17 protein-coding genes are annotated in these 19,473 nt (G+C 72.2%); 5 read left to right on the plus strand and 12 right to left on the minus strand.

What is annotated here, in order from left to right:
* The first annotated feature begins 80 nt into the window (after positions 1-80).
* Together ABZ848_RS39295 and ABZ848_RS39300 are read left to right on the plus strand one after the other, a co-directional pair.
* Positions 81-1,529: a zinc-dependent metalloprotease gene (locus ABZ848_RS39295; RefSeq protein ID WP_360839800.1), complete on the plus strand. Its 1,449-nt coding sequence runs from the start codon at positions 81-83 to the stop codon at positions 1,527-1,529.
* Positions 1,526-2,047, plus strand: a complete 522-nt coding sequence (locus ABZ848_RS39300; protein ID WP_360839801.1) for an NUDIX hydrolase — start codon at positions 1,526-1,528, stop codon at positions 2,045-2,047. The genes ABZ848_RS39295 and ABZ848_RS39300 overlap by 4 nt, the downstream gene beginning before the upstream one ends.
* 79 nt (positions 2,048-2,126) lie before the next feature.
* Here the strand turns inward: ABZ848_RS39300 and ABZ848_RS39305 are convergent, their stop codons facing one another.
* The 4 genes from ABZ848_RS39305 to ABZ848_RS39320 all read right to left on the minus strand — a co-directional run bounded on the left by ABZ848_RS39305 (position 2,127) and on the right by ABZ848_RS39320 (position 6,013).
* Positions 2,127-2,882: an AIM24 family protein gene (locus ABZ848_RS39305; RefSeq protein WP_360839803.1), complete on the minus strand. Its 756-nt coding sequence runs from the start codon at positions 2,880-2,882 to the stop codon at positions 2,127-2,129.
* A 17-nt stretch (positions 2,883-2,899) separates the two neighbouring features.
* The gene (locus ABZ848_RS39310) at positions 2,900-3,580 is read right to left on the minus strand and encodes an AIM24 family protein (RefSeq protein WP_242766169.1); all 681 of its coding nucleotides are present in this window, start codon (positions 3,578-3,580) and stop codon (positions 2,900-2,902) included.
* Positions 3,581-3,591: 11 nt separating this feature from the next.
* Complete coding sequence (locus tag ABZ848_RS39315; protein ID WP_360839805.1) at positions 3,592-5,304, minus strand: TerD family protein; 1,713 nt, start codon at positions 5,302-5,304, stop codon at positions 3,592-3,594.
* A gap of 112 nt (positions 5,305-5,416) precedes the next feature.
* Positions 5,417-6,013, minus strand: coding sequence for a M48 family metallopeptidase (locus ABZ848_RS39320; protein WP_242766167.1), 597 nt, complete (start codon positions 6,011-6,013; stop codon positions 5,417-5,419).
* 416 nt (positions 6,014-6,429) lie between these two features.
* On the opposite strand from ABZ848_RS39320, the gene ABZ848_RS39325 reads away from it, so the two are divergent.
* Entirely contained in the window at positions 6,430-7,650 is a 1,221-nt protein-coding gene (locus ABZ848_RS39325; RefSeq protein WP_360839861.1) for a TOMM precursor leader peptide-binding protein, read from the plus strand.
* Complete coding sequence (locus ABZ848_RS39330) at positions 7,643-9,010, plus strand: AarF/ABC1/UbiB kinase family protein (protein WP_360839808.1); 1,368 nt, start codon at positions 7,643-7,645, stop codon at positions 9,008-9,010. Before ABZ848_RS39325 ends, ABZ848_RS39330 begins: the two co-directional genes overlap by 8 nt.
* Position 9,011: 1 nt before the next feature.
* Here ABZ848_RS39330 and ABZ848_RS39335 read toward each other — a convergent pair whose 3' ends face one another.
* The 5 genes from ABZ848_RS39335 to ABZ848_RS39355 all read right to left on the minus strand — a co-directional run bounded on the left by ABZ848_RS39335 (position 9,012) and on the right by ABZ848_RS39355 (position 12,963).
* Entirely contained in the window at positions 9,012-9,221 is a 210-nt protein-coding gene (locus tag ABZ848_RS39335) for a hypothetical protein (protein ID WP_360839810.1), read from the minus strand.
* A gap of 135 nt (positions 9,222-9,356) precedes the next feature.
* Positions 9,357-9,680, minus strand: coding sequence for a hypothetical protein (locus ABZ848_RS39340; RefSeq protein WP_360839812.1), 324 nt, complete (start codon positions 9,678-9,680; stop codon positions 9,357-9,359).
* Complete coding sequence (locus tag ABZ848_RS39345; RefSeq protein WP_242766163.1) at positions 9,677-10,045, minus strand: WhiB family transcriptional regulator; 369 nt, start codon at positions 10,043-10,045, stop codon at positions 9,677-9,679. The genes ABZ848_RS39340 and ABZ848_RS39345 overlap by 4 nt, the downstream gene beginning before the upstream one ends.
* Positions 10,046-10,218: 173 nt before the next feature.
* Positions 10,219-10,542, minus strand: a complete 324-nt coding sequence (locus ABZ848_RS39350; RefSeq protein WP_360839814.1) for a hypothetical protein — start codon at positions 10,540-10,542, stop codon at positions 10,219-10,221.
* A gap of 165 nt (positions 10,543-10,707) precedes the next feature.
* The gene (locus tag ABZ848_RS39355) at positions 10,708-12,963 is read right to left on the minus strand and encodes an ATP-dependent DNA helicase UvrD2 (protein ID WP_360839815.1); all 2,256 of its coding nucleotides are present in this window, start codon (positions 12,961-12,963) and stop codon (positions 10,708-10,710) included.
* Between the two features lie 123 nt (positions 12,964-13,086).
* Between ABZ848_RS39355 and ABZ848_RS39360 the strand changes: the two genes are divergently transcribed.
* Complete coding sequence (locus tag ABZ848_RS39360) at positions 13,087-13,329, plus strand: mycoredoxin (protein WP_360839817.1); 243 nt, start codon at positions 13,087-13,089, stop codon at positions 13,327-13,329.
* Between the two features lie 76 nt (positions 13,330-13,405).
* Here the strand turns inward: ABZ848_RS39360 and nudC are convergent, their stop codons facing one another.
* The 3 genes from nudC to ABZ848_RS39375 form a co-directional block, all read right to left on the minus strand.
* On the minus strand, positions 13,406-14,350 hold the full coding sequence (gene nudC / locus ABZ848_RS39365) for an NAD(+) diphosphatase (protein ID WP_360839819.1): 945 nt from the start codon (positions 14,348-14,350) through the stop codon (positions 13,406-13,408).
* Positions 14,351-14,506: 156 nt separating this feature from the next.
* Positions 14,507-15,919, minus strand: coding sequence for a dipeptidase (locus ABZ848_RS39370; protein WP_360839821.1), 1,413 nt, complete (start codon positions 15,917-15,919; stop codon positions 14,507-14,509).
* A 10-nt stretch (positions 15,920-15,929) separates the two neighbouring features.
* A complete protein-coding gene (locus ABZ848_RS39375; RefSeq protein WP_360839822.1) occupies positions 15,930-19,460 on the minus strand; it encodes an ATP-dependent DNA helicase in 3,531 nt (1,176 codons plus the stop codon).
* Positions 19,461-19,473: the final 13 nt, after the last annotated feature.

The following is a 19,473-nucleotide window of genomic DNA, read 5'->3' on the forward strand; positions in this document are numbered from 1 at the left end:
CGCGGTGTCTACGCTGGGTGGTGTTATCGGGCAGTCGTGCCGTCGGAGACAACCGGCGGCCTTAACAGCCGAGGAATCCCGTGAGTGACACCCCATTCGGATTCGGCCTTCCGCCGGAGGAGCCGGAAGACGGCGACGAGGGCAAGAAGAAGGACCAGCAGAGCGGTGGTGGTCAGGGCCCGGCCAACCCGTTCGGTTTCGGCGGGCTGCCCGGCGCCGGGGGCTTTGGCGGCCCCGGCGGGGACAACCCGCTCGCTGCCATGTTCGGCTCGCTGAACCCCACCGACCTGGGCGCCGCCTTCCAGCAGCTCGGCCAGATGCTCTCGTACGAGGGCGGGCCGGTGAACTGGGACATGGCCAAGCAGATCGCCCGCCAGACGGTCTCCCAGGGCACCCCGGACGGCACCAAGGACTCGAGCATCGGCCCCGCCGAGCGCAGCGCGGTCGAGGAGGCCGTCCGCTTGGCCGACCTGTGGCTGGACGGCGCGACGTCCCTGCCGTCCGGCGCCGGCTCCGCCGTCGCGTGGTCGCGCGCGGAGTGGGTCGAGGCGACCCTGCCCGCGTGGCAGGAGCTGGTCGACCCGGTCGCCGAGCGCGTCGGCGCGGCCATGGGTGACGTCCTGCCGGAGGAGATGCAGGCCATGGCGGGCCCGCTGATCGGCATGATGCGCTCCATGGGCGGCGCCATGTTCGGCACCCAGATCGGCCAGGCCGTGGGCGTGCTCGCGGGCGAGGTCGTCGGCTCCACCGACATCGGTCTGCCGCTCGGCCCGGCCGGCAAGGCGGCGCTGCTGCCGGTGAACATCGAGGCGTTCGGCAAGGACCTGGGCGTGCCCAAGGAGGAGGTGCGGCTGTATCTCGCCCTGCGCGAGGCCGCCCACCAGCGCCTGTTCGCGCACGTGCCGTGGCTGCGCTCGCACCTGTTCGGCGCCGTCGACGGGTACGCGCGCGGGATCAAGGTCGACACCGCCAAGCTGGAGGACGTGGTCGGCCAGTTCGACCCGCAGAACCCGGAGCAGCTGCAGGACGCCCTCCAGCAGGGCATGTTCCAGCCGGAGGACACGCCCGAGCAGAAGGCGGCCCTGGCCCGTCTGGAGACCGCTCTGGCGCTCGTCGAGGGCTGGGTGGACGCGGTGGTGCACGCGGCCGCGAAGCCCCGCCTCTCGTCCGCCGACGCGCTGCGCGAGACCCTGCGCCGCCGCCGTGCGACGGGCGGCCCGGCCGAGCAGACCTTCGCCACGCTGATCGGCCTGGAGCTGCGCCCGCGCCGCCTGCGCGACGCCTCCCGCCTGTGGGCCTCGCTCACGGACGCGCGCGGGGTCGACGGCCGGGACGCCCTGTGGGCCCACCCGGACATGCTGCCGACGGCCTCCGACCTGGACGACCCGGACGGCTTCGTGCACCGCGAGCAGCTGGACTTCTCCGAGATCGAGAAGCTGCTCGGCGGCGTCGCGGACGACTCCGGCGACAAGCCGAACCTGAAGAAGGACGACACCGAGGACACCGACAAGGGCGACGACACCGAGTGAGCCTGTACGACGACGCGGTCCTCGTCCTGAAGGGGTACGAGGGCCAGGAAGAGCTGCGCCAGGCCTACCTGGACCATCTCGCGGCCCACCCGGACGGCATGTGGAAGGCCTGCCACGCGGGTCACATCACGGCGAGCGCGCTGGTGATCGACCCCGCGCGGGAGCGCGTGCTGCTGACCCTCCACAAGAAGCTGCGGATGTGGCTGCAGATGGGCGGCCACTGTGAGCCGCAGGACTCCTCCGTGGAGGCCGCGGCCCTGCGCGAGGCCACCGAGGAGTCGGGCATCGCGGGGCTGACCCTGCTGCCGGGCGGGCCGGTGCGCCTGGACCGGCATGCCATCCCGGCGCCCTGCCACTGGCACCTCGACGTCCAGTACGCGGTCGTGGCCCCGCCCGGCGCCGTCCAGGAGATCAGCGACGAGTCCCTCGACCTGCGCTGGTTCGCCTACGGCGAGGTGGCGGACGTGGCGGACGACTCGGTCGTACGACTGCTGGAAGCGACGCGGGCACGGCTGTGAGCGCCGAGCGGCTCTGAGCATGGGACGTGTAAGGGGCGCCCGCAATTGCGGGCGCCCCTTACGTCGGCTTACCGGACGCTCAGCTCCAGACGTTCCCCTGGTTCTGCGCCCGCACCCCCTGCTGCCCCATGCCGAACTGCGCGGCGAGGCCCGAACCGATCTGGGCGTGCTGCGGCGGCAGCAGTTCGCTGGGCTGGACCAGCGCATAACCGCTGCCCATGAAGCTGAGCTCCCAGCCCTCACCGGTGTTGCCGCGGCGCCGCCACACCCCGGAGGAGTGCGTCTGTGCCTGCATCTGGACGCGCAGCCCGGTCGACCAGGCGACGATCGCGTCGGCGTCGCAGTTGACGTACTTGTCGGGCGTCACCTGCATCATCAGCGGCGCGCCCGAGGTCATCAGGGCGACCTTGCCGCGGCCGGTGATGTTGAGCTGGTACTTGCCGGAGCCGGAGATGCCGTACTGGCTGTCGACGGCGATGACCTCGTGGTGCAGCGAGGAGTCCATCGCGAGGACGTAGCTGCTGTCGACGGTGAGGCCGTCCTGCTCCACGTCCACCACATGGATGTGCTGGGCGAGGTTGGCGAAGAAGACCGTGCCCTGCCCGTGGCAGCGCATCAGGCTGAGGCCCTCGCCGGTGGCCGCACGCGCGTAGGCCTGCTGGGTGCTCTGGTACTCCGCGTCGAACTCGACGAGCCCCTGGTAGGCGACCATCGTGCCCTTGCGGGCCAGGATGTCGTCGTGACCCTCCAGGTTGACCCGCAGCATCTGCTTGTTCTGCAGGCTGTAGCGGTCCTGGGACTGCGAGTCGTTGAAGGCGAAAAGCGGACTCTGCATGGCGTTCTGGCTCCCCCTCAGCCCCGGAACCGCAGGCGGTCGGTGCTGTCCTCGCTGGGCTGGACGACGACGATGCCCTGACCGGAGAAGGCCATCTGGTAGGCCTCGCCGCTGCCGCGGCCGATCAGCGACTGCGCCTTGAAGCTGCGCTTGCCCTTCACCTTGAGGTTCGGGGACCAGGCGACGAGCGCGTCCGGGTCGACGTACGTCTCGTCCTCGCCACCGCCGCAGTCGACGACGATCGGCTTGCCCCGGGAGGTCAGCGCGACCCAGCCGTTCCCGGAGATCTTGGTGTTCCACAGGCCCTGACCGGCGAACTTCGCGAGGCCCTTGACCCGCTCGACGCCCCAGGTGAGGGACGCGTCGAAGGCGAGCAGGTTGGTGGCGTTGACGGAGATGCCGTCGCCGTTGAGGTTGATCACGACGACGTCGGCGCCGTAGTCGGCGAGGTAGAGCAGGCCGTCGCCGGAGCACTTCATCAGGGGCGCGCCCTCGCCGGTCATCCAGTCGCGGGCGATCTGGCGCACGGCCGGCGGGTTGGGCTCGTACTGGATGAAGCCTTCGTAGGCGACCATCGACCCCACGCGCGCGAGGAGGTCGTTTCCGGTCTGCATGGCGACCTTCAGCATGTTGTTGCCGTGGTTCTCCATGCGGGCGGTGACGGGTGCGGGAGCGTAGCCCGCGAGCGGCTGGTTCATGACGGGCTCCCTCAGACCTCGTACGGCTGGACGACGATGAAGTTGCCGGGCGCGCCCCGGAACTGAAGGTTGACGCTCTCCCCGGTGTCGCCCGGGTAGGCGTTGCGGCGCATCCGGACCTGGCTGGAGACGATCACCTGGGAGGCGGCCGACCAGGCCACGACGGCGTTGCAGTCGGCGAAGGTGGTCGGCGTGACCGGCAGCACGACAGGCGTGCCGTGCGTCTTGACGACGATCGTGCCGGTCCCCTGGAACTGCATCGTGAACAGCGCGCCCCCGGGGATGCCGTGGCCCTCGATGCGGCGGACCTCGTACTGGAGGCTCTCGTCGAAGGCGAGGACGTTCTCCGCGGAGACGCAGATCGCGTCGCCCTGGAGTTCGACCGGGTGCAGATGGGTGGAGTTCTCGGCGAGGAACACCTGGCCCTGGCCGGTGCAGCGCATCAGCTGCATCTCCTGGCCGGTCGCGTTGCCCACGATCCGGCCGGCGAACCCGGCGCCCTTGTAGCTGAAGTCGACCTTGCCCTGGTAGAGCACCATGCTGCCCTGCCGGGCGAGCACGGGCTGGCCGCCGATGCCGAGGTCGACACGGATGAGCTTCTTGTTCTGCTGCGTCCAGCGCTGCCCGGTGGGCGTCTCCTTGAACTTCTGCAGCGCGGCACCGACACCGGCACCGCCCTGGGGAGCGCCCTGCGGAACGCCGTAGCCCTGCTGCTGCCCCGGGACCTGCCCGAGGGGCGGCTGCTGACCGTAGCCGGGGGGCTGAGGCGGCTGGCCGTATCCGGGCGGCGCCGTCGGGGCGTGCGGGGCCTGGGGGGCCTGCGGGGGCTGGCCGTAGCCGGGCGGCGGCGGGGCGCTCTGGCCGCCGGGCTGGCCGTACGGCTGCTGCGGCGGCTGGCCGTAGCCGGGCGGCGGTCCCGGGGGCGGCACCGGGGCGCCGCCGGGCGGGGTCATGGGCGCGACGATGGTGGGCGCGGCGTGCACGTTCGGCGCGGGAGCCGGGGCGGGCGCCGGGGGCGGGGTCTGTCCCGGGGGCGGCGCGAAGCCCTGAGGGGCGGGCGCGGGGGCCGGCGGCGCGGGCGCGGGCGCTGCCGGCGCTCCGAACGAGGGCGGCGCGGTGGCCTGGGCGGGCGGGGCGAAGCTGGGGGCGGCGCCGGTCTGCGGCTGCTGCGGAGCGGGTGCCGCGGGGGCCTCCTCCTCCATCACCTCGCCGCCGAAGTTCTTCAGCAGCGCCTCCAGTCCGCCGTCGAAGCCCTGGCCGACGGCGGCGAACCGCCACACGTCCTTCAGGTAGAAGTCGCCCAGCATCACGGCCCGTTCGGTCGTGAACTCCGAACCGTTGAAGGAGTACCGGGCCACCTCCTCGCCGCCCGCGACGATGCGGATGTACCCGGGGGCGATCTGCGACATCTGTCCGGCGCCGTCGAGCGTCGCCGTGAACGACAGCTTCTGGATCTTCGCCGGGATCCGGTCGAGCGTGACCCGGAAGGACTCCGTGTCGCCTGCCTGGGCGCCCAGGAGCTGAATCGACTCCTCAGGGGTCTTCGGCTGGTTGAAGAAGACGAAGTAACTGTCGTCCGAGAGCCGTTCGTCGGCGTCGAGGCCGAAGCAGCTGATGTCGAAGGTCAGTCCGGGGCCGCTGATCTGCACGCCTACGTACAGATCGGTGCCCGCGGTGAGGTCACTGATCCTGGCCTTGTGGCCGCGTTGGAATTCCCTGGCCATGCGTAACGACCGTCCCCCATCCCGAATGCGAGTGCGTCGCGCCAGGCTAACGGCAAACTCCGACACCGGAAGAAGTCGGTACAGACCCGGTACACAACACCGGGCTCGGCCGTCACTCGCCGCGCGCGCCCGGCAGATGCGGCAACCGCTCGGCGGCGACCACTCCTTCGAGGTAGCCACGGGCCCGCTCGGTCCGCGGATACGCCTCCAGGAGCCGCCAGAAACGGGGCCCGTGTCCGGGCACGAGCAGATGCGCCAGCTCGTGGACGAGGACGTAGTCGACGACGTACTCGGGCATCCCCTGCAGCCGGTGCGACAGCCGGATGCTGCCCTCGGCGGGGGTGCAGGAGCCCCAGCGCGTGTTCTGGTTGGTGACCCACCGCACCGAGGTGGGCCGCGCCCGCCCGTCGAAGTACTGCGCCGACAGCCGCTCGGCCCGCTCCGCCAGCTCGGCGTCGCCGAGGACCCGTTTGCTCTCCTGGGCGGCGAGTTTGTCGAGCATGACGGTGACCCAGCGCTGCTCCTCCGCCTCGGACATCCGGGCAGGGATGAGTACGACGGTGCGATCGCCCTCGCGGTACGCGGATACCGTCCGGCGTCGCCGGGCGCTCCTGCGGACCTCGATCGCGCTCGCCCCCGAGCCGCTCGGCGGCTGGCTCGTCGTGCTGCGCTGTGGCATTCCGGCGCTGTGCAGTGGATCGGCGGGCACGCCCCGACGTTACCCGCTGCACACGCGGGAAGTCCCGACTCCGGGACGGTTCCGTGCCGATCCCCCTCCGAGCGTCTGATTTGTACGACGAATACCCACGGCCTGTGGACAACTTTCGGCGTCCGCCGACGGGTCCGGGCATGCTGGATCCCGCCGGGGGACCGCGACGGGCGTCGACCGACCATCGACCCGACCCGCCGTGAGCGGGCTCCCTCGGCGGACGGGATGTTCTACGAGGGCTACGGGGGCCTGTGATGGACACGGGGTGCGCGAAGGACGCGGCGAACGCGAAGGGTTCGGGGAGCGCGAAGGGTGCCGGGAGCGCTGAGGGGAAGCGTGCGGGGAGCGCCGTCCGTGCGAGAAGTGCGGCGGATGTCGAGGACGCGGCCGGCGGCCTGGCGCATCCGTCGGCGCCGATCGCTCCGCTGGTGAAGCCCGCGCTCCGGCGTGGCTGGCGTGACCTCAACACCGTGCAGTTCGGGATGACTCCGGCGCACGCGATGACACTCGGTCCGATGGACCCGGCGACGGGCAGCTTCCTCGACCTCCTCAACGGCACCCGGGGACTGCCGCTGCTGCGGGAGGAGGCGCACCGGATGGACCTGCCCGACGGTCATGTCGACGGGCTGGTCGCCGGCTTGGCGCGGGCGGGTCTCCTGGACGACGCCAGGGGAGGCGGACCGGCCGCCGACGCCCTGCGCGGCAAGAAGGAGGTCCTGGACCGGCTGCGCCCCGACCTCGCCTCCCTGTCCCTGCTCACCACGGGACCGGGCGACGCGATCGGGCACCTGGCCGCCCGCCGCTCACTGCGGGTGCAGGTGCGGGGCGCGGGCCGGGTGGGCGCGATCCTGGCCTCGCTGCTCGCGGCCGCCGGGGTCGGCGAGGTCGACGTGCGTGACGTCGGCGAGGTCGAGCCGTGGGACGTCGCCCCGGGCGGGCTGCCGGCCGAGTCCGTCGGGAACCGCAGGGACGAGGCCGCCCGGCGGAACGCGCGCGGCTGGGCCCCGGACCGCGCGCCACGCCGTGACCGCGTGGCATCCTCCTCGGCAGGTGACCCCGGCTTCGCGCTGGTGATCCTCGCCCCCCGCGACGACGTCGACGTCCACGCCCCCGCACCGTCCGCCGCCGAACCCCTCATCGCTTCGGGTACGCCCCATCTGTACGCCGGTGTCGTGGAGGCCACCGGAGTCGTCGGCCCCCTGGTCCTGCCCGGCGAGAGCGGCTGCGCGGGCTGTCTGCACGAGGGGCGGACCGACCGGGACCCGGCCTGGCCGCGGCTGGTGGCGCAGTGGCGCTCGGGTTCGGGCAGGTCCCGCGCGGTGCGGGCCTGCGATGTGACTCTGGCCACTACGGTCGCCGGGCTGGCAGCGGCACACGCGCTGGCCTTCCTGGACGGCCGGGTCCCGACGACCGCGGGCGCCCGCTGGGAGGTGTCGCTGCCTGGTCTGACCTGGCACGCGCGACCGGTCTGGGCGCACCCGGCATGCCCGTGCGGCGCGGCGGAGAAAGGTAAGAAGGGGACACGGGCCGATGAGGACGGGAAGCCGCACGAGACAATGAAGGAGCAACGGTCGTCGAAGGAACGCCGTGAGGCGGACGCGGCGCGGCCGGCAGGGACTTGGAGGGCGCATGTCTGATCTTCCCCGCAAGGCGGTCACCCGGACCGCCAAGCTCGCCGCGCTCCCGCTCGGCTTCGCCGGGCGGGCGACCTGGGGACTGGGCAAGCGGATCGTCGGGGAGTCCGCGGAGATCGTCGGCCGCGAGCTGCAACAGCGCACGGCGGAGCAGCTGTTCAAGGTGCTCGGCGAGCTCAAGGGCGGCGCGATGAAGTTCGGCCAGGCCCTGTCCGTCTTCGAGTCGGCGCTGCCCGAGGAGGTCGCCGGACCCTACCGTGCGGCGCTGACGAAGCTGCAGGAGGCCGCCCCGCCGATGCCGACGCGCACCGTGCACACGGTGCTGGCCGAGCGGCTCGGCGAAGACTGGCACGAGCTGTTCCTCGAGTTCGAGGACAAGCCGGCCGCCGCGGCCTCCATCGGCCAGGTGCACCGCGGTATCTGGCACGACGGCCGCGAGGTGGCGGTCAAGGTGCAGTACCCGGGAGCGGGCGACGCCCTGCTGTCCGACCTGAACCAACTGAGCCGTTTCGCCCGCCTGCTGGGGCCGCTCATCCCCGGCATGGACATCAAGCCCCTGATCGCGGAGCTCAGGGACCGGGTCTCGGAGGAGCTGGACTACGACCTGGAGGCCCAGGCCCAGCAGGTGCACGCGGAGGAGTTCGCCGGGGACCCGGACGTCGTGGTGCCCGGCGTGGTCCACCAGTGCGACCAGGTGCTGGTCACCGAGTGGATCGACGGCGTCCCGCTGTCGGAGATCATCGCGGACGGCACCACGGAGCAGCGCGACCGCGCCGGCCAGCTGCTGGCCCGCTTCCTCTTCTCGGGCCCGGCCCGCACCGGCCTGCTGCACGCCGACCCACACCCGGGCAACTTCCGTCTGCTGCCCGGCGGTCCGGCCGGCGAGGACGACTGGCGGCTGGGCGTCCTGGACTTCGGCACGGTCGATCGCCTCCCGGGCGGCCTGCCGAGCACGATCGGCGACTCCCTGCGCATGACCCTCGACGGCGAGGCGGAGTCGGTCTACGAGCTGCTCTGCGAGGAGGGCTTCGTCAAGGAGTCCATAGAGCTGGACCCGGCCGCCGTCCTCGATTACCTCCTGCCGATCATCGAACCGGCCCAGGTCGACGAGTTCACCTTCACCCGTGGCTGGATGCGCAGCCAGGCGGCCCGCATCGCCGACCCCCGCTCCCCCGCCTATCAGCTGGGCAAGCAACTGAACCTGCCGCCGGCCTACCTGCTGATACACCGGGTGACGCTGAGCACGATCGGTGTGCTGTGCCAGCTGGGCGCGACGGTCCGGCTGCGGGACGAGCTGGAGGAGTGGCTGCCGGGGTTCGTCCCGGAGGAGGCGCAGGAGGAAGAGTCGGCCGCGGAGGCGTGAGCTACCACCAGGCCGAGTCGAGCCGCCCCTCGATCGCCCGGAGGTTCTCCCGGGAGCAGGCGTCGCAGAAGTAGTGGCGGACGCCGTTCTCCACGGAGCAGATCCAGGTGGGTTGCGGACCCTCGGCGCGAGTGCCGCAGCGTGCACACACCAGGGGCTGGGGCTCCGCCGGGGAGCCGCCGTCGTCACTGCCTCCGGAAAGACTCGTCACGCGGCGACGATACGCCGAGGTCGGCGCCCGCGCGGGCACAACGCCCCGCGGGGGCCGGTCCGTTCGGACGGACCGGCCCCCGCGGGGAGCTATCGCCTCCCGGGCTCGGGAGGCCACCGCTTCAGGTGTGGTCGGTTACTGCATGACGGCCATGGCGAGCGCACGGCGGGCACGCCGCGAGGCGCGCTCCGCACGGCGCTGCATCCGGCGGGCGGTCACCAGGCGCACGGCCTGACGTTCCCGCTCGGCCTCGTGCAGCAGGTCGTGCATATGCGCACGAGCCAGGGCTTCTGGTTGAAGTTGCATCTCTCGGGTCCTGTTCTGGGGTGAACCGGCGGTGCCGGTAGTCGTGGTGTCTTCGATCGCGGAGCCGGCGGGCTCGTTGGTGGACGGCTTCATCGGGGCCTGCTTCTTGGGGTCGTGCGTGAGGGGGCGGTCGATCGTTCCTGCGGTGTTCATGCCGTGACCGGGTTCTTGCGCGGGCGACCACGCGGCCGCTTCCGGGCGACGACGACACCCTGGACGAACAGCTCGCCACCCCAGACGCCCCAGGGCTCACGCCGCTCCTTGGCGCCGGCGAGGCAGGCCTCGATCAGCGGGCAGGTGCGGCAGAGGGACTTGGCGTACTCGACGTCGGCCGGCGACTCGGCGAAGAAGACCTCCGGGTCGTAGGAACGGCAGGGGACGGGTACGCCGAGGTTCTCGATGGCGTCGTCGAGCGCGGTGAGCGCGGTGAGCGGGATCAAGGCGGAGTCCTCCGTGAGGCCGGGCGGGGGGATCGTTTCGGAAGGCGGTACGGACGGGGCGTGCGCTTCGAGTTGCACGGTTCGTCTTCCTCGTCTGGTCGTTCCGGTCCTGTTGGACCGGGTGGCGGCTGGTACCGGGTTCTTTTCTTGTCCCGAGGCCCCTTCGCCCGTCCGTCCCGGTGGTGGGACAAACAGAAGGGCCGCGGATCCCGGATGGGGTTCCGCGGCCCTGAAGGCGCCGGCCTGATTGATCAGGCTGGATCACTCCAGGGTTCTGGCCCACGGAAGGCCCACATCAGGTGGTGCTGCGTCGTCTGCTTCCGGTTTCCGGCACCAGCCGCCGTAAAGGCATAGGCCTGCGCCTGTGCCGCTACTGCTTCCAGTGCCTTCGTCGGTCGCTCATTGCGCTCACGAACGGGAAGACCCGCGAGAGACACGGAGGACGCCGGCCGGACGGCACGAATGCCGGACAGACCGGTGCCCGGGATGGAGGCGCCGAGCATGCACAGGGAGGCGACGACCGAGCGATCGGTCATTTTGACGGTGCTGATGGAGCTCTTCTTGATGCTGATCACTGGACTCGCCTCCTCTCGGCGTCTAAGGGGACTGGGATGAACCAGCCCGACGGAAATGCAAGTAGAACACGGAATCGGGGCCTCCGAGAAGGCCTCCGTCCCCGTGGCTAAGAACCTATGGGGATTGCTGGGGCATGCGCAAACTATTTTTTCGACGAGTTTCCCTCAGCCCTCCTCGTCGTCCTCCCCGACGTCCCGGCCTGCGCAGATGGCCAGCACATCGGCCCCGTAGCGGTTGAACTTGCGCGCTCCGACGCCGGGGATCCGGGCCAGCTCGTGCTCGTCGTCGGGGACGGCCTCGGCGATCGCCATCAGCGTCTTGTCGGTGAAGACGCAGAAGGCCGGCTGCCCGCTGCGCCGCGCCTGGTCCGCCCGCCACTCGCGCAACCGCTCGTACAGGCCCTCGTCCATGTCGGACGGGCAGTCCTCGCAGCGCATCAGCTTCATCTCACCGGCGTCGGTGAGCGTCCGCCCGCACACCCGGCAGCGGGCCGGGCTGCGCTGGGTGCGCCGCGGGACGACGTCCGGTCTCCCGGCGAAGCCGCGCTCGACCCCGCCGGGGCCCGCCGCCGCGCCGCGGCCGACGGTGGCGGTGGAGCCGGGACGCAGCCCGTCCAGGAAGCGGCTCGGGCGGCGGTTGGGGCGGCCGCCGGGCGAGCGGGACAGGGACCAGGAGACATGGAGGCGCTCACGGGCGCGGGTGACGCCGACGTACAGGAGGCGGCGCTCCTCCTCGATCTGTTCGTCGGTCTTCGCGTAGGTGATCGGCATCATGCCCTCGGCGACACCGACCAGGAAGACGACGTCCCACTCCAGGCCCTTGGCCGAGTGCAGGGAGGCCAGGGTGACGCCCTGGACCGTCGGGGCGTGCTGCGCGTTCGCCCGCTCGTCGAGCTCGGCGACGAGGTCGCCGAGGGTGGCGCCGGGCTTGGCGGCGGTGAAGTCCTGCGCGAGGTTCACCAGGGCGGCCAGCGACTCCCAGCGCTCTCTGACCGCGCCGGACCCGGCCGGGGGCTGCGATGTCCAGCCCTCCCCCGACAGCACGGCGCGGACCTGGGAGGGCAGGTCGACGGCGTCGTCGAGCAGGGAGTTGTTGCCGCCGAAGCGGGCCGAGCCGCGCAGGGCGACGATCGCCCTGCGTACCTCGGGCCGGTCGAAGAACCGCTCGGCGCCGCGCAGTTGGTAGGGCACCCCGGCGTCGGCGAGGGCCTGCTCGTAGGTCTCGGACTGGGCGTTCGTGCGGAACAGGATGGCGATCTCGGCCGCCGGGACGCCCGCGTCGATGAGCTCGCGGATGCGGCGGGCCGCGCCCTCGGCCTCGGCCGGCTCGTCGACGTACTCGGTGTAGCCGGGTTCGGGGCCCGCGGCGCGCTGGGAGACCAGCTCCAGGCGGTGGTCGGCGGCGCGGCCGCGGGCCTGGGCGAGGAGGCCGTTGGCGAGGTGGACGACCTGGGGGGTGGAGCGGTAGTCGCGGACCAGCTTGACGACGGTGGCGCCGGGGTGGCGGGTGCGGAAGTCGAGCAGGTGGTCGGGGGTCGCGCCGGTGAACGAGTAGATCGTCTGGCTGGCGTCACCGACCACGCAGAGGTTGTCCCGCTCGCCGAGCCACAGGTCCAGCAGACGCTGCTGGAGCGGGCTGACGTCCTGGTACTCGTCGACGACGAAGTGCTGGTACTGGGCGCGGACCTGTTCGGCGATGTCGTGGCGGTCCTGCAGGACGGCCACGGTCAGCAGCAGGACGTCCTCGAAGTCGATGACGGAGCGGTCCCGCTTGAGGTCCTCGTAGACGGAGTAGAGCTGGGCGATCTCGGCCGGGTCGCGGGGGGCCTCACGGCCGGCCTTGGCGGCGGCCGCGGTGTAGTCGGCGGGGACGGTCTGGGTGACCTTGGACCACTCGATCTCGGCGGTGACGTCCCGCAGCTCACCCCGGTCGAGGCGGATACGGCAGGCGGCGGCCGCGTCGGCGACGAGCTGGATCTTGCGGTCGACGAGCCGGGGCATGGAGCCGCCGACCGCTTTCGGCCAGAAGTACTGGAGCTGGCGCAGGGCCGCGGAGTGGAACGTACGGGCCTGGACACCGGCGGCGCCGAGCTGCCGCAGCCGGCCGCGCATCTCTCCGGCGGCGCGGTTGGTGAACGTGACGGCCAGCACGCTGGAGGGCTGGAGGATCCCGGCCCGCACCCCGTAGGCGATCCGGTGGGTGATCGCCCGGGTCTTGCCCGTGCCGGCGCCCGCCAGCACGCACACCGGGCCGCGCAGGGCGGTGGCCACGGCGCGCTGCTCGGGGTCGAGCCCCTCGAGCACCGCGTCGGCCGATGCCGGAACCTGCGGGAAGAGCGTGGAGTGCGTTGCTGCTGTCACACGGCCATGCTGCCAGGTCGCCGGAGACGGGAGCGGCGCTTGTCCACAGGCAGGCACCATTAGTCGTACCAATGCGGCAGGCGTCACGTCGGGTGGGGCACCGCGTGTGGGAATGGTGGCTCTTTCAAGTACGTTCCCTGACTGCGAGGACCGATCCCCCAGCAGCTGAGGAGAGCGAGAGACATGCCGGGCACTGTGACGATGTACAGCACCACGTGGTGCGGCTACTGCCGCCGGCTGAAGAGCCAGATGGACCGCGAGGGCATCACGTACAACGAGATCAACATCGAGCAGGACCCGGAGTCCGCGGCGTTCGTGGAGAAGGCGAATGGCGGAAACCAGACGGTGCCGACCGTGCTGTTCGCCGACGGTTCGACGCTCACGAACCCGTCGCTGGCGCAGGTGAAGCAGAAGATCGGCGTGTAGTCGCTCCGCGGTTTCACCCGGAAGGCGGTCCCTGAGTTCAACTCAGGGACCGCCTTCTCGCTTGTGGTGCGAGCCCTCAGACGAAGCTTCGCGTCGGCAGCGGCTTGCCGTACCACATCTCGATCAGACGGGCCGCGATGGAGATGCCGTAGGGCGGCAGGACCTCGCCGGACTCGAAGGCGGCGCCCAGCTCGTCGCGGGAGAACCAGCGGGCCTCGTGGATCTCGTCGCCGTCGACGTTGATCTCGGTCGAGGTGGCGTGGGCCATGAAGCCGAGCATCAGGCTGGACGGGAACGGCCAGGGCTGGCTGGCGACGTACTCGACCTGGCCGACCGCGATGCCGGCCTCCTCGAAGACCTCACGGCGCACCGCCTGCTCGATGGACTCGCCGGGCTCGACGAAGCCGGCCAGCGTCGAGAAGCGTCCCTCGGGCCAGTGGACCTGCCGGCCGAGCAGGATGCGGTCGTCGGCGTCGGTGACGGCCATGATCACGGCGGGGTCGGTGCGCGGGTAGTGCTCGGCGCCGCAGGCGGGGCAGCGGCGGATGTGGCCGGCCGCCGCGATCACCGTGCGCTCGCCGCAGCGGGAGCAGAAGCGGTGGGTGCGCTGCCAGTTCTCCAGGCCGACCGCGTGCACCATGAGGCCGACGTCACGGGCCGAGAGGAGCAGTCCGGCCTCGCGCAGGCCCGCCGCGCGCGCGGACTGGTCGATGCGGCCGGGCAGCGCGTCCTTCTGGAGGGCGAAGTAGCTGACGCCGTCCTCGTCGGTGCCCAGGAAGTAGCGGTGCGCCTCGGTCAAGGGGGCTTCGAACGAGGGCGTCATGACGAGTTCGGTACGGCCGTCGGCCGTCTCGTCGATGAGGACCTGGCCGCCGGAGACCACGAAGCAGCGCGTCGTGGGGTGGCTCCAAGCCGCCGCGAGCCAGGCCTCGTCGAGGCGGTGGTGGGCGGCGCGGTCGATGCCGCTGGGGGCGGTGAGCGAGATGGGGCGGTCGGCGGTGTGGTCGGTCCAGGTGGTCACGGGTGCTTCCAACTCCCCCAGTGGAACGGATTGTTTCGGCGGGCGGTTCGGCGGGACGTGCGGTGGGAGGCGGCCGGGTCCGGTGGGGTCGGGCGGTGCGGGGCGGCCCTTCCAGTGTGCTCCCCGCGCGCTGCCGCTCCGGACGGCGCCGGGCGCTCAGGGCGCATGGCGCCAGTTCTCCGCGAGGTCGCCCCACAGGTACGCGGTGGTCTCGACGCCCTTGAGCAGCAGGTCGAGCTCGACCTTCTCGTTCGGCGCGTGCCAGCCGTCGGAGGGCACGGAGATGCCCAGGAAGAGCACCGGGGCACCCAGTACCTCCTGGAGGTCGGCGGCAGGGCCGGAGCCGCCCTCGCGCGTGAAGCGCACCGGCTTGTCGAAGGCGAGGCCCATGGCGCGGACGACGGACTGCAGGGCCGGGTGGTCCAGCGGCGTCAGGCACGGGCGCGTGGCGGCACCGAACGTGATCTCGTGCCGGATCCCGGCGGGCACCTGCTCGGCGGCCCACGCGCGGACGGCCTTCTCGACGCGGTCCGGATCCTGGCCGGCGACGAGCCGGAACGAGAGCTTCACCATCGCCGAGGACGGGATGATCGTCTTGCTGCCGGGGCCCTGGTAGCCGCCGCCGATGCCGTTGACCTCGGCGGTGGGACGGGCCCAGATGCGCTCGAGGGTGCTGTGCCCGGCCTCGCCCTGGGCGGCGTACGACCTGGCGGTGCGAAGCCACTGCTGCTCGTCGAAGGGCAGCTCGGCGAAGAGTTCGCGCTCGCGGTCGGTGAGCTCGACGATGCCGTCGTAGAAGCCGGGGACCGCCACGCGTGCGTGCTCGTCGTGCAGGGCGGCGACCAGGCGGGCGGCCGCGGTCGCCGGGTTGGGCACGGCGCCGCCGAAGGAACCGGAGTGGATGTCCTGGTCGGGGCCGTGCAGCGTGATCTCGCACTCCGCGAGGCCGCGCATGCCGGTGCACACCGTGGGGGTGTCCTCGGACCACATGCCGGTGTCGGAGACGATCACGGCGTCGGCGGCGAGCCGGTCGGCGTGCTGCTCGACCAGTGCGCGGAAGTGCGGGGAGCCGGACTCCTCCTCGCCCTCGATCAGCAGCTTGAGGTTGACGGCGGGGGCGGTGCGGCCGGTGGCGGCGAGGTGGGCTCGGACGCCGAGTGTGTGGAAGAACACCTGGCCCTTGTCGTCGGCCGCCCCGCGCGCGTGGAGGCGGTTCTCGCGGACGACGGGCTCGAAGGGTTCGCTGTCCCAGCCGTCCTCGCGGGCGGCGGGCTGTACGTCGTGATGGCCGTAGACCAGGACCGTCGGCGCCTCGGGGTCGGCGGCGGGCCACTCGGCGAACACGGCCGGGGCGCCCGGGGTGTCCCAGACCTCGCTGGTCGGGAAGCCTGTCTCCCGGAGCTTGGCGGCGAGCCAGTCGGCGCTGCGGCGTACGTCGGCGGCGTGGTCGGGCTGGGCCGACACGGACGGGATGCGCAGCCACTCGGCGAGGTCGTCGAGGAAGACGGCGCGGTACTGATCGATGTACGTACGGACGGCGCTGACGACGCTGTCAACGGGATGGCTCATGGTCACGAGCCTATCGGCCCGCACCGACATCCTCGGTGGGCGGTTCCTCACAGTTTGCTTGTGCGTTCGGCTCCCCCAGCAGCAGCCGCTCCAGCGCCGCCCGGTCCGGCAGGCCCTCCGGTCGTACAACCTCACCAGTACGTACGTACAGGAACGCGGCGTTGACGGAGTCCAGGGGAACACCCTGCTGCTCGGCCCAGGCGAGCCGGTAGAGGGCGAGCTGGAGCGGGTCGGCGGTGCGCGTGCGGTTGGTCTTCCAGTCCACGATCTCGTACGTCGTCCCGTCGCCGTCGCCCTCCTTGTAGACGGCGTCGATCCGGCCCCGGACCACGCGGCCGGCGATGGCGAGCTGGAAGGGCGCCTCGACTCGGTGGGGCGTGCGGTGTGCGTACTCGGTGCGTTCGAAGGCGTCCTTGAGGGCCTCCAGGTCACGCTCGTCGGCGATCTCGGCCTCGCTGCCGGGCAGCTCCTCCGGCTCCAGCACGGGCAGGGTCAGCTCTTCGAAGCGGGCCTCGACCCAGGCGTGGAACCGGGTGCCCCGGCGCGCGGCCGGCTGCGGGGGGCGCGGCATGGGGCGGGCGAGCTCCTGCGCGAACCCGTCCGGGTCGGCGGCCAGCCGCAGCACCTGTGAGGCGGTGAGGGCGGCGGGCAGCGGCACGTCCGTGACGGCTTCACGCGCACGTAGGAGCTCACCGGTGAGGGCGTCGAGGTCACGGTCCCAGGAGGCGAGGGTGCGGGCCTCCTCCGGGGTGAGGCGTGAGTACGCGGGCCTGTCCCCCGGGGTGCGACCGGTGCCGGCACGCGCGCGTACGCCCGTCTCCTCACCGCCCTCCGCAGACGCCGCCTGGTGCGGCACGCTCGGGCGGTCCGTCGACCAGGTGTCCCAGTCGTCCGGCTCGCCCTCCGCGAACGGGTCCTCGTCGTCCGGCAGTTCCTCGTCCTCGTACGCTGGCTCCTCGTCGTCCGGCGGGGGAGGCCACTCGGGGTCCTCGTGGTCGTCCGGGTCGTGTACGGCCGCGGGTTCGCCGTCCTGGTGGGAGGCGAGGTCCTCCAGGTGGGCAAGGACGGTTTCGGCGGCGGCCCGGCGGCGGGCGAGGGACGCCTCGTCCAGGGGCAGGGGCCAGACCTGGTCGGCGCTCGCCGCGTGCAGGGCCGGGTTCTCCTCGTCCTCGGCCGGCTCGTCCGCCCAGGCCTCGATCTCGCCGTAACCCCGCTCGCAGTGCTCGTACAGGTCCAGCAGGAAGCCGGACGGGCCGCGCGGCTTCTTCTGGGTGGGGCCCCACCAGTGGCCGGAGCCCAGGAGGAGGGAGCGGGGGCGGGTGAAGGTGACGTAACCGAGGCGGAGTTCCTCGGTGTGCTGGTGTTCCTTCATGGCCTCCTGGAAGGCCTTCAGGCCGCGTGAGTCCCAGGCCTCGACGTCGGGCAGGGTGTCGGCGTCGCCGCGCAGCTCGTGCGGCAGCACCTTGCCCTGGGCGGTCCACTTCTCGCGGCCCTGGGTGCTGGGGAAGGTGCCGGTGACCAGTCCGGGGACGGCGACGACGTCCCATTCGAGGCCCTTGGACTTGTGCGCGGTGAGGACCTTGACGGTGTTCTCGCCGCCCGGCAGCGCGTTGTCGAGGCCCTTCTCGTACTGGGCGGCGGTGCGCAGGAACCCCAGGAAGGCGAGCAGGGTCGCCTCGCCGTCGCCGGCGGCGAAGGAGGCGGCGATGTCCAGGAAGTTGGACAGGGTCTCGCGGCGGCGGGCGGCCAGCGCGTGCGGGGACGCCGACAGTTCCACCTCCAGGCCGGTGACGGCGAGGACGCGGTGCAGGACGTCCATCAGGGGATCGGACAACGACCGGCGCAGGTCGCGCAGTTCGGTGGCCAGGCGGGCGAACCGCACGCGCGCGTCCGGCGAGAACGGCAGCCCGTCGTCCTCCTGATCGGCGTCGAGCGGCAGCTCCAGGAAGGTGTCGAGGGCGTCCGCCAGCGATATCACCTCGGACGGGTCGACCCCCTCGACGGCCTCCGCGAGCCTGCGGTCCCGGTCCTCGTCGCCCTCCACGCGCGCGTGGGCGACGAGTCGCCGGGCGCGCCGGCCCAGCAGGGCGAGGTCGCGCGGGCCGATGCGCCAGCGCGGGCCGGTGAGCAGGCGGACCAGGGAGGCGTTGGCTCCGGGATCCTGGAGGACCTCGCAGACGGCGACGAGGTCGGCGATCTCCGGCAGGTGCAGCAGCCCGGACAGGCCGACGACCTCGACGGGGACATCGCGGGCGACGAGCGCGCCCTGGATCTCCGCGAAGTCGGTCGCCGTACGGCACAGGACGGCGATCTCGCCGGGTGCCCTGCCGGTGTTCACCAGGTGGGCGATCGAGTCGGCGAGCCACTCGATCTCCTCGGCGTGGGTGGTCAGCAGCGCGCAGCGGACCGTGCCGTCGCGCTCGGCGCCGGGGGCCGGGCGGAGGGCCTCCACGCCCGCGTGCATGGCGCGCAGGGGCTCGGCGAGGCCGTTGGCGAGGTCGAGGAGGCGGCCGCCGCTGCGGCGGTTCTCGCTGAGCGCCTGCCGGGTGGCCGGGCGCCCGTCGGGGTGCGCGAAGTGCTCCGGGAAGTCGTCCAGGTTGGCGACGGAGGCGCCGCGCCAGCCGTAGATCGCCTGGCAGGGGTCGCCGACCGCGGTCACGGGGTGGCCCGTGCCGCCGCCGAACAGGCCCGCCAGGAGGATGCGTTGGGCCACCGAGGTGTCCTGGTACTCGTCGAGCAGGACCACGCGGAACTCGTCGCGCAGGATGCGGCCGACCTCGGGGATCTGCGCGAGCTGCGCGGACAGGGCGATCTGGTCGCCGAAGTCGAGCAGATCGCGCTCGCGCTTGGCGGCCCGGTAACGCACCACCAGGTCGGCGAGTTCACGCCGGGCCGCCGCCGCCTCGGGGACCTTGCGCAGATCGGCGTTGGTGAGCTTGGCGCCCTCCAGGGTGCGCAGCAGCCCGGCGTCGTACCGGCGCAGGTCCTCGGGTCGTACGAGGTGCTCGGCGAGTTCGGCGTCGAGGGCGAGCAGGTCGCTGACCAGGTCGGCGAAGGAGCGGGTGAGGGCGGGGTAGGGGCCCGGGGACTCCCGCAGGACGCGCGCGGCGAGTTGGTAGCGGGTGGCGTCGGCGAGCAGCCGGGAGGTGGGTTCGAGGCCGATGCGCAGGCCGTGGTCGGTCAGCAGGCGGCCCGCGAAGGCGTGGTACGTCGAGATCACCGGCTCGCCCGGCGGGTTGTCCGGGTCGATGACGTCGGGGTCGGTGACGCCGGCCCTGATGAGCGCCTTGCGGACGCGCTCGGCGAGTTCGCCGGCCGCCTTGTTGGTGAAGGTGAGGCCTAGGACCTGTTCGGGGGCGACCTGGCCGGTGCCGACCAGCCACACCACGCGTGCCGCCATCACCGTGGTCTTGCCCGAGCCGGCTCCGGCCACGATCACCTGCGGGGCGGGCGGCGCGACGATGCAGGCCGTCTGCTCCGGGGTGAACGGGATCCCGAGGAGCTCCTTGAGCTGATCGGGATCGGTGATACGAGGCGGCACGTCAGAGAGGCTA

This window comes from Streptomyces sp. NPDC047081 (assembly GCF_040643775.1).
Taxonomy (GTDB): Bacteria; Actinomycetota; Actinomycetes; order Streptomycetales; family Streptomycetaceae; genus Streptomyces.

What these genes read in the sequence shown, in the direction of transcription:
- ABZ848_RS39330 (WP_360839808.1), top strand. Translation starts at nt 7,643, where the DNA reads ATGTCTGATCTTCCCCGCAAGGCGGTCACCCGGACCGCCAAGCTCGCC.
- ABZ848_RS39310 (WP_242766169.1), bottom strand. Translation starts at nt 3,580, where the DNA reads ATGAACCAGCCGCTCGCGGGCTACGCTCCCGCACCCGTCACCGCCCGC.
- ABZ848_RS39340 (WP_360839812.1), bottom strand. Translation starts at nt 9,680, where the DNA reads ATGAACACCGCAGGAACGATCGACCGCCCCCTCACGCACGACCCCAAG.
- ABZ848_RS39305 (WP_360839803.1), bottom strand. Translation starts at nt 2,882, where the DNA reads ATGCAGAGTCCGCTTTTCGCCTTCAACGACTCGCAGTCCCAGGACCGC.
- ABZ848_RS39370 (WP_360839821.1), bottom strand. Translation starts at nt 15,919, where the DNA reads ATGAGCCATCCCGTTGACAGCGTCGTCAGCGCCGTCCGTACGTACATC.
- ABZ848_RS39360 (WP_360839817.1), top strand. Translation starts at nt 13,087, where the DNA reads ATGCCGGGCACTGTGACGATGTACAGCACCACGTGGTGCGGCTACTGC.
- ABZ848_RS39355 (WP_360839815.1), bottom strand. Translation starts at nt 12,963, where the DNA reads ATGGTGCCTGCCTGTGGACAAGCGCCGCTCCCGTCTCCGGCGACCTGG.
- ABZ848_RS39315 (WP_360839805.1), bottom strand. Translation starts at nt 5,304, where the DNA reads ATGGCCAGGGAATTCCAACGCGGCCACAAGGCCAGGATCAGTGACCTC.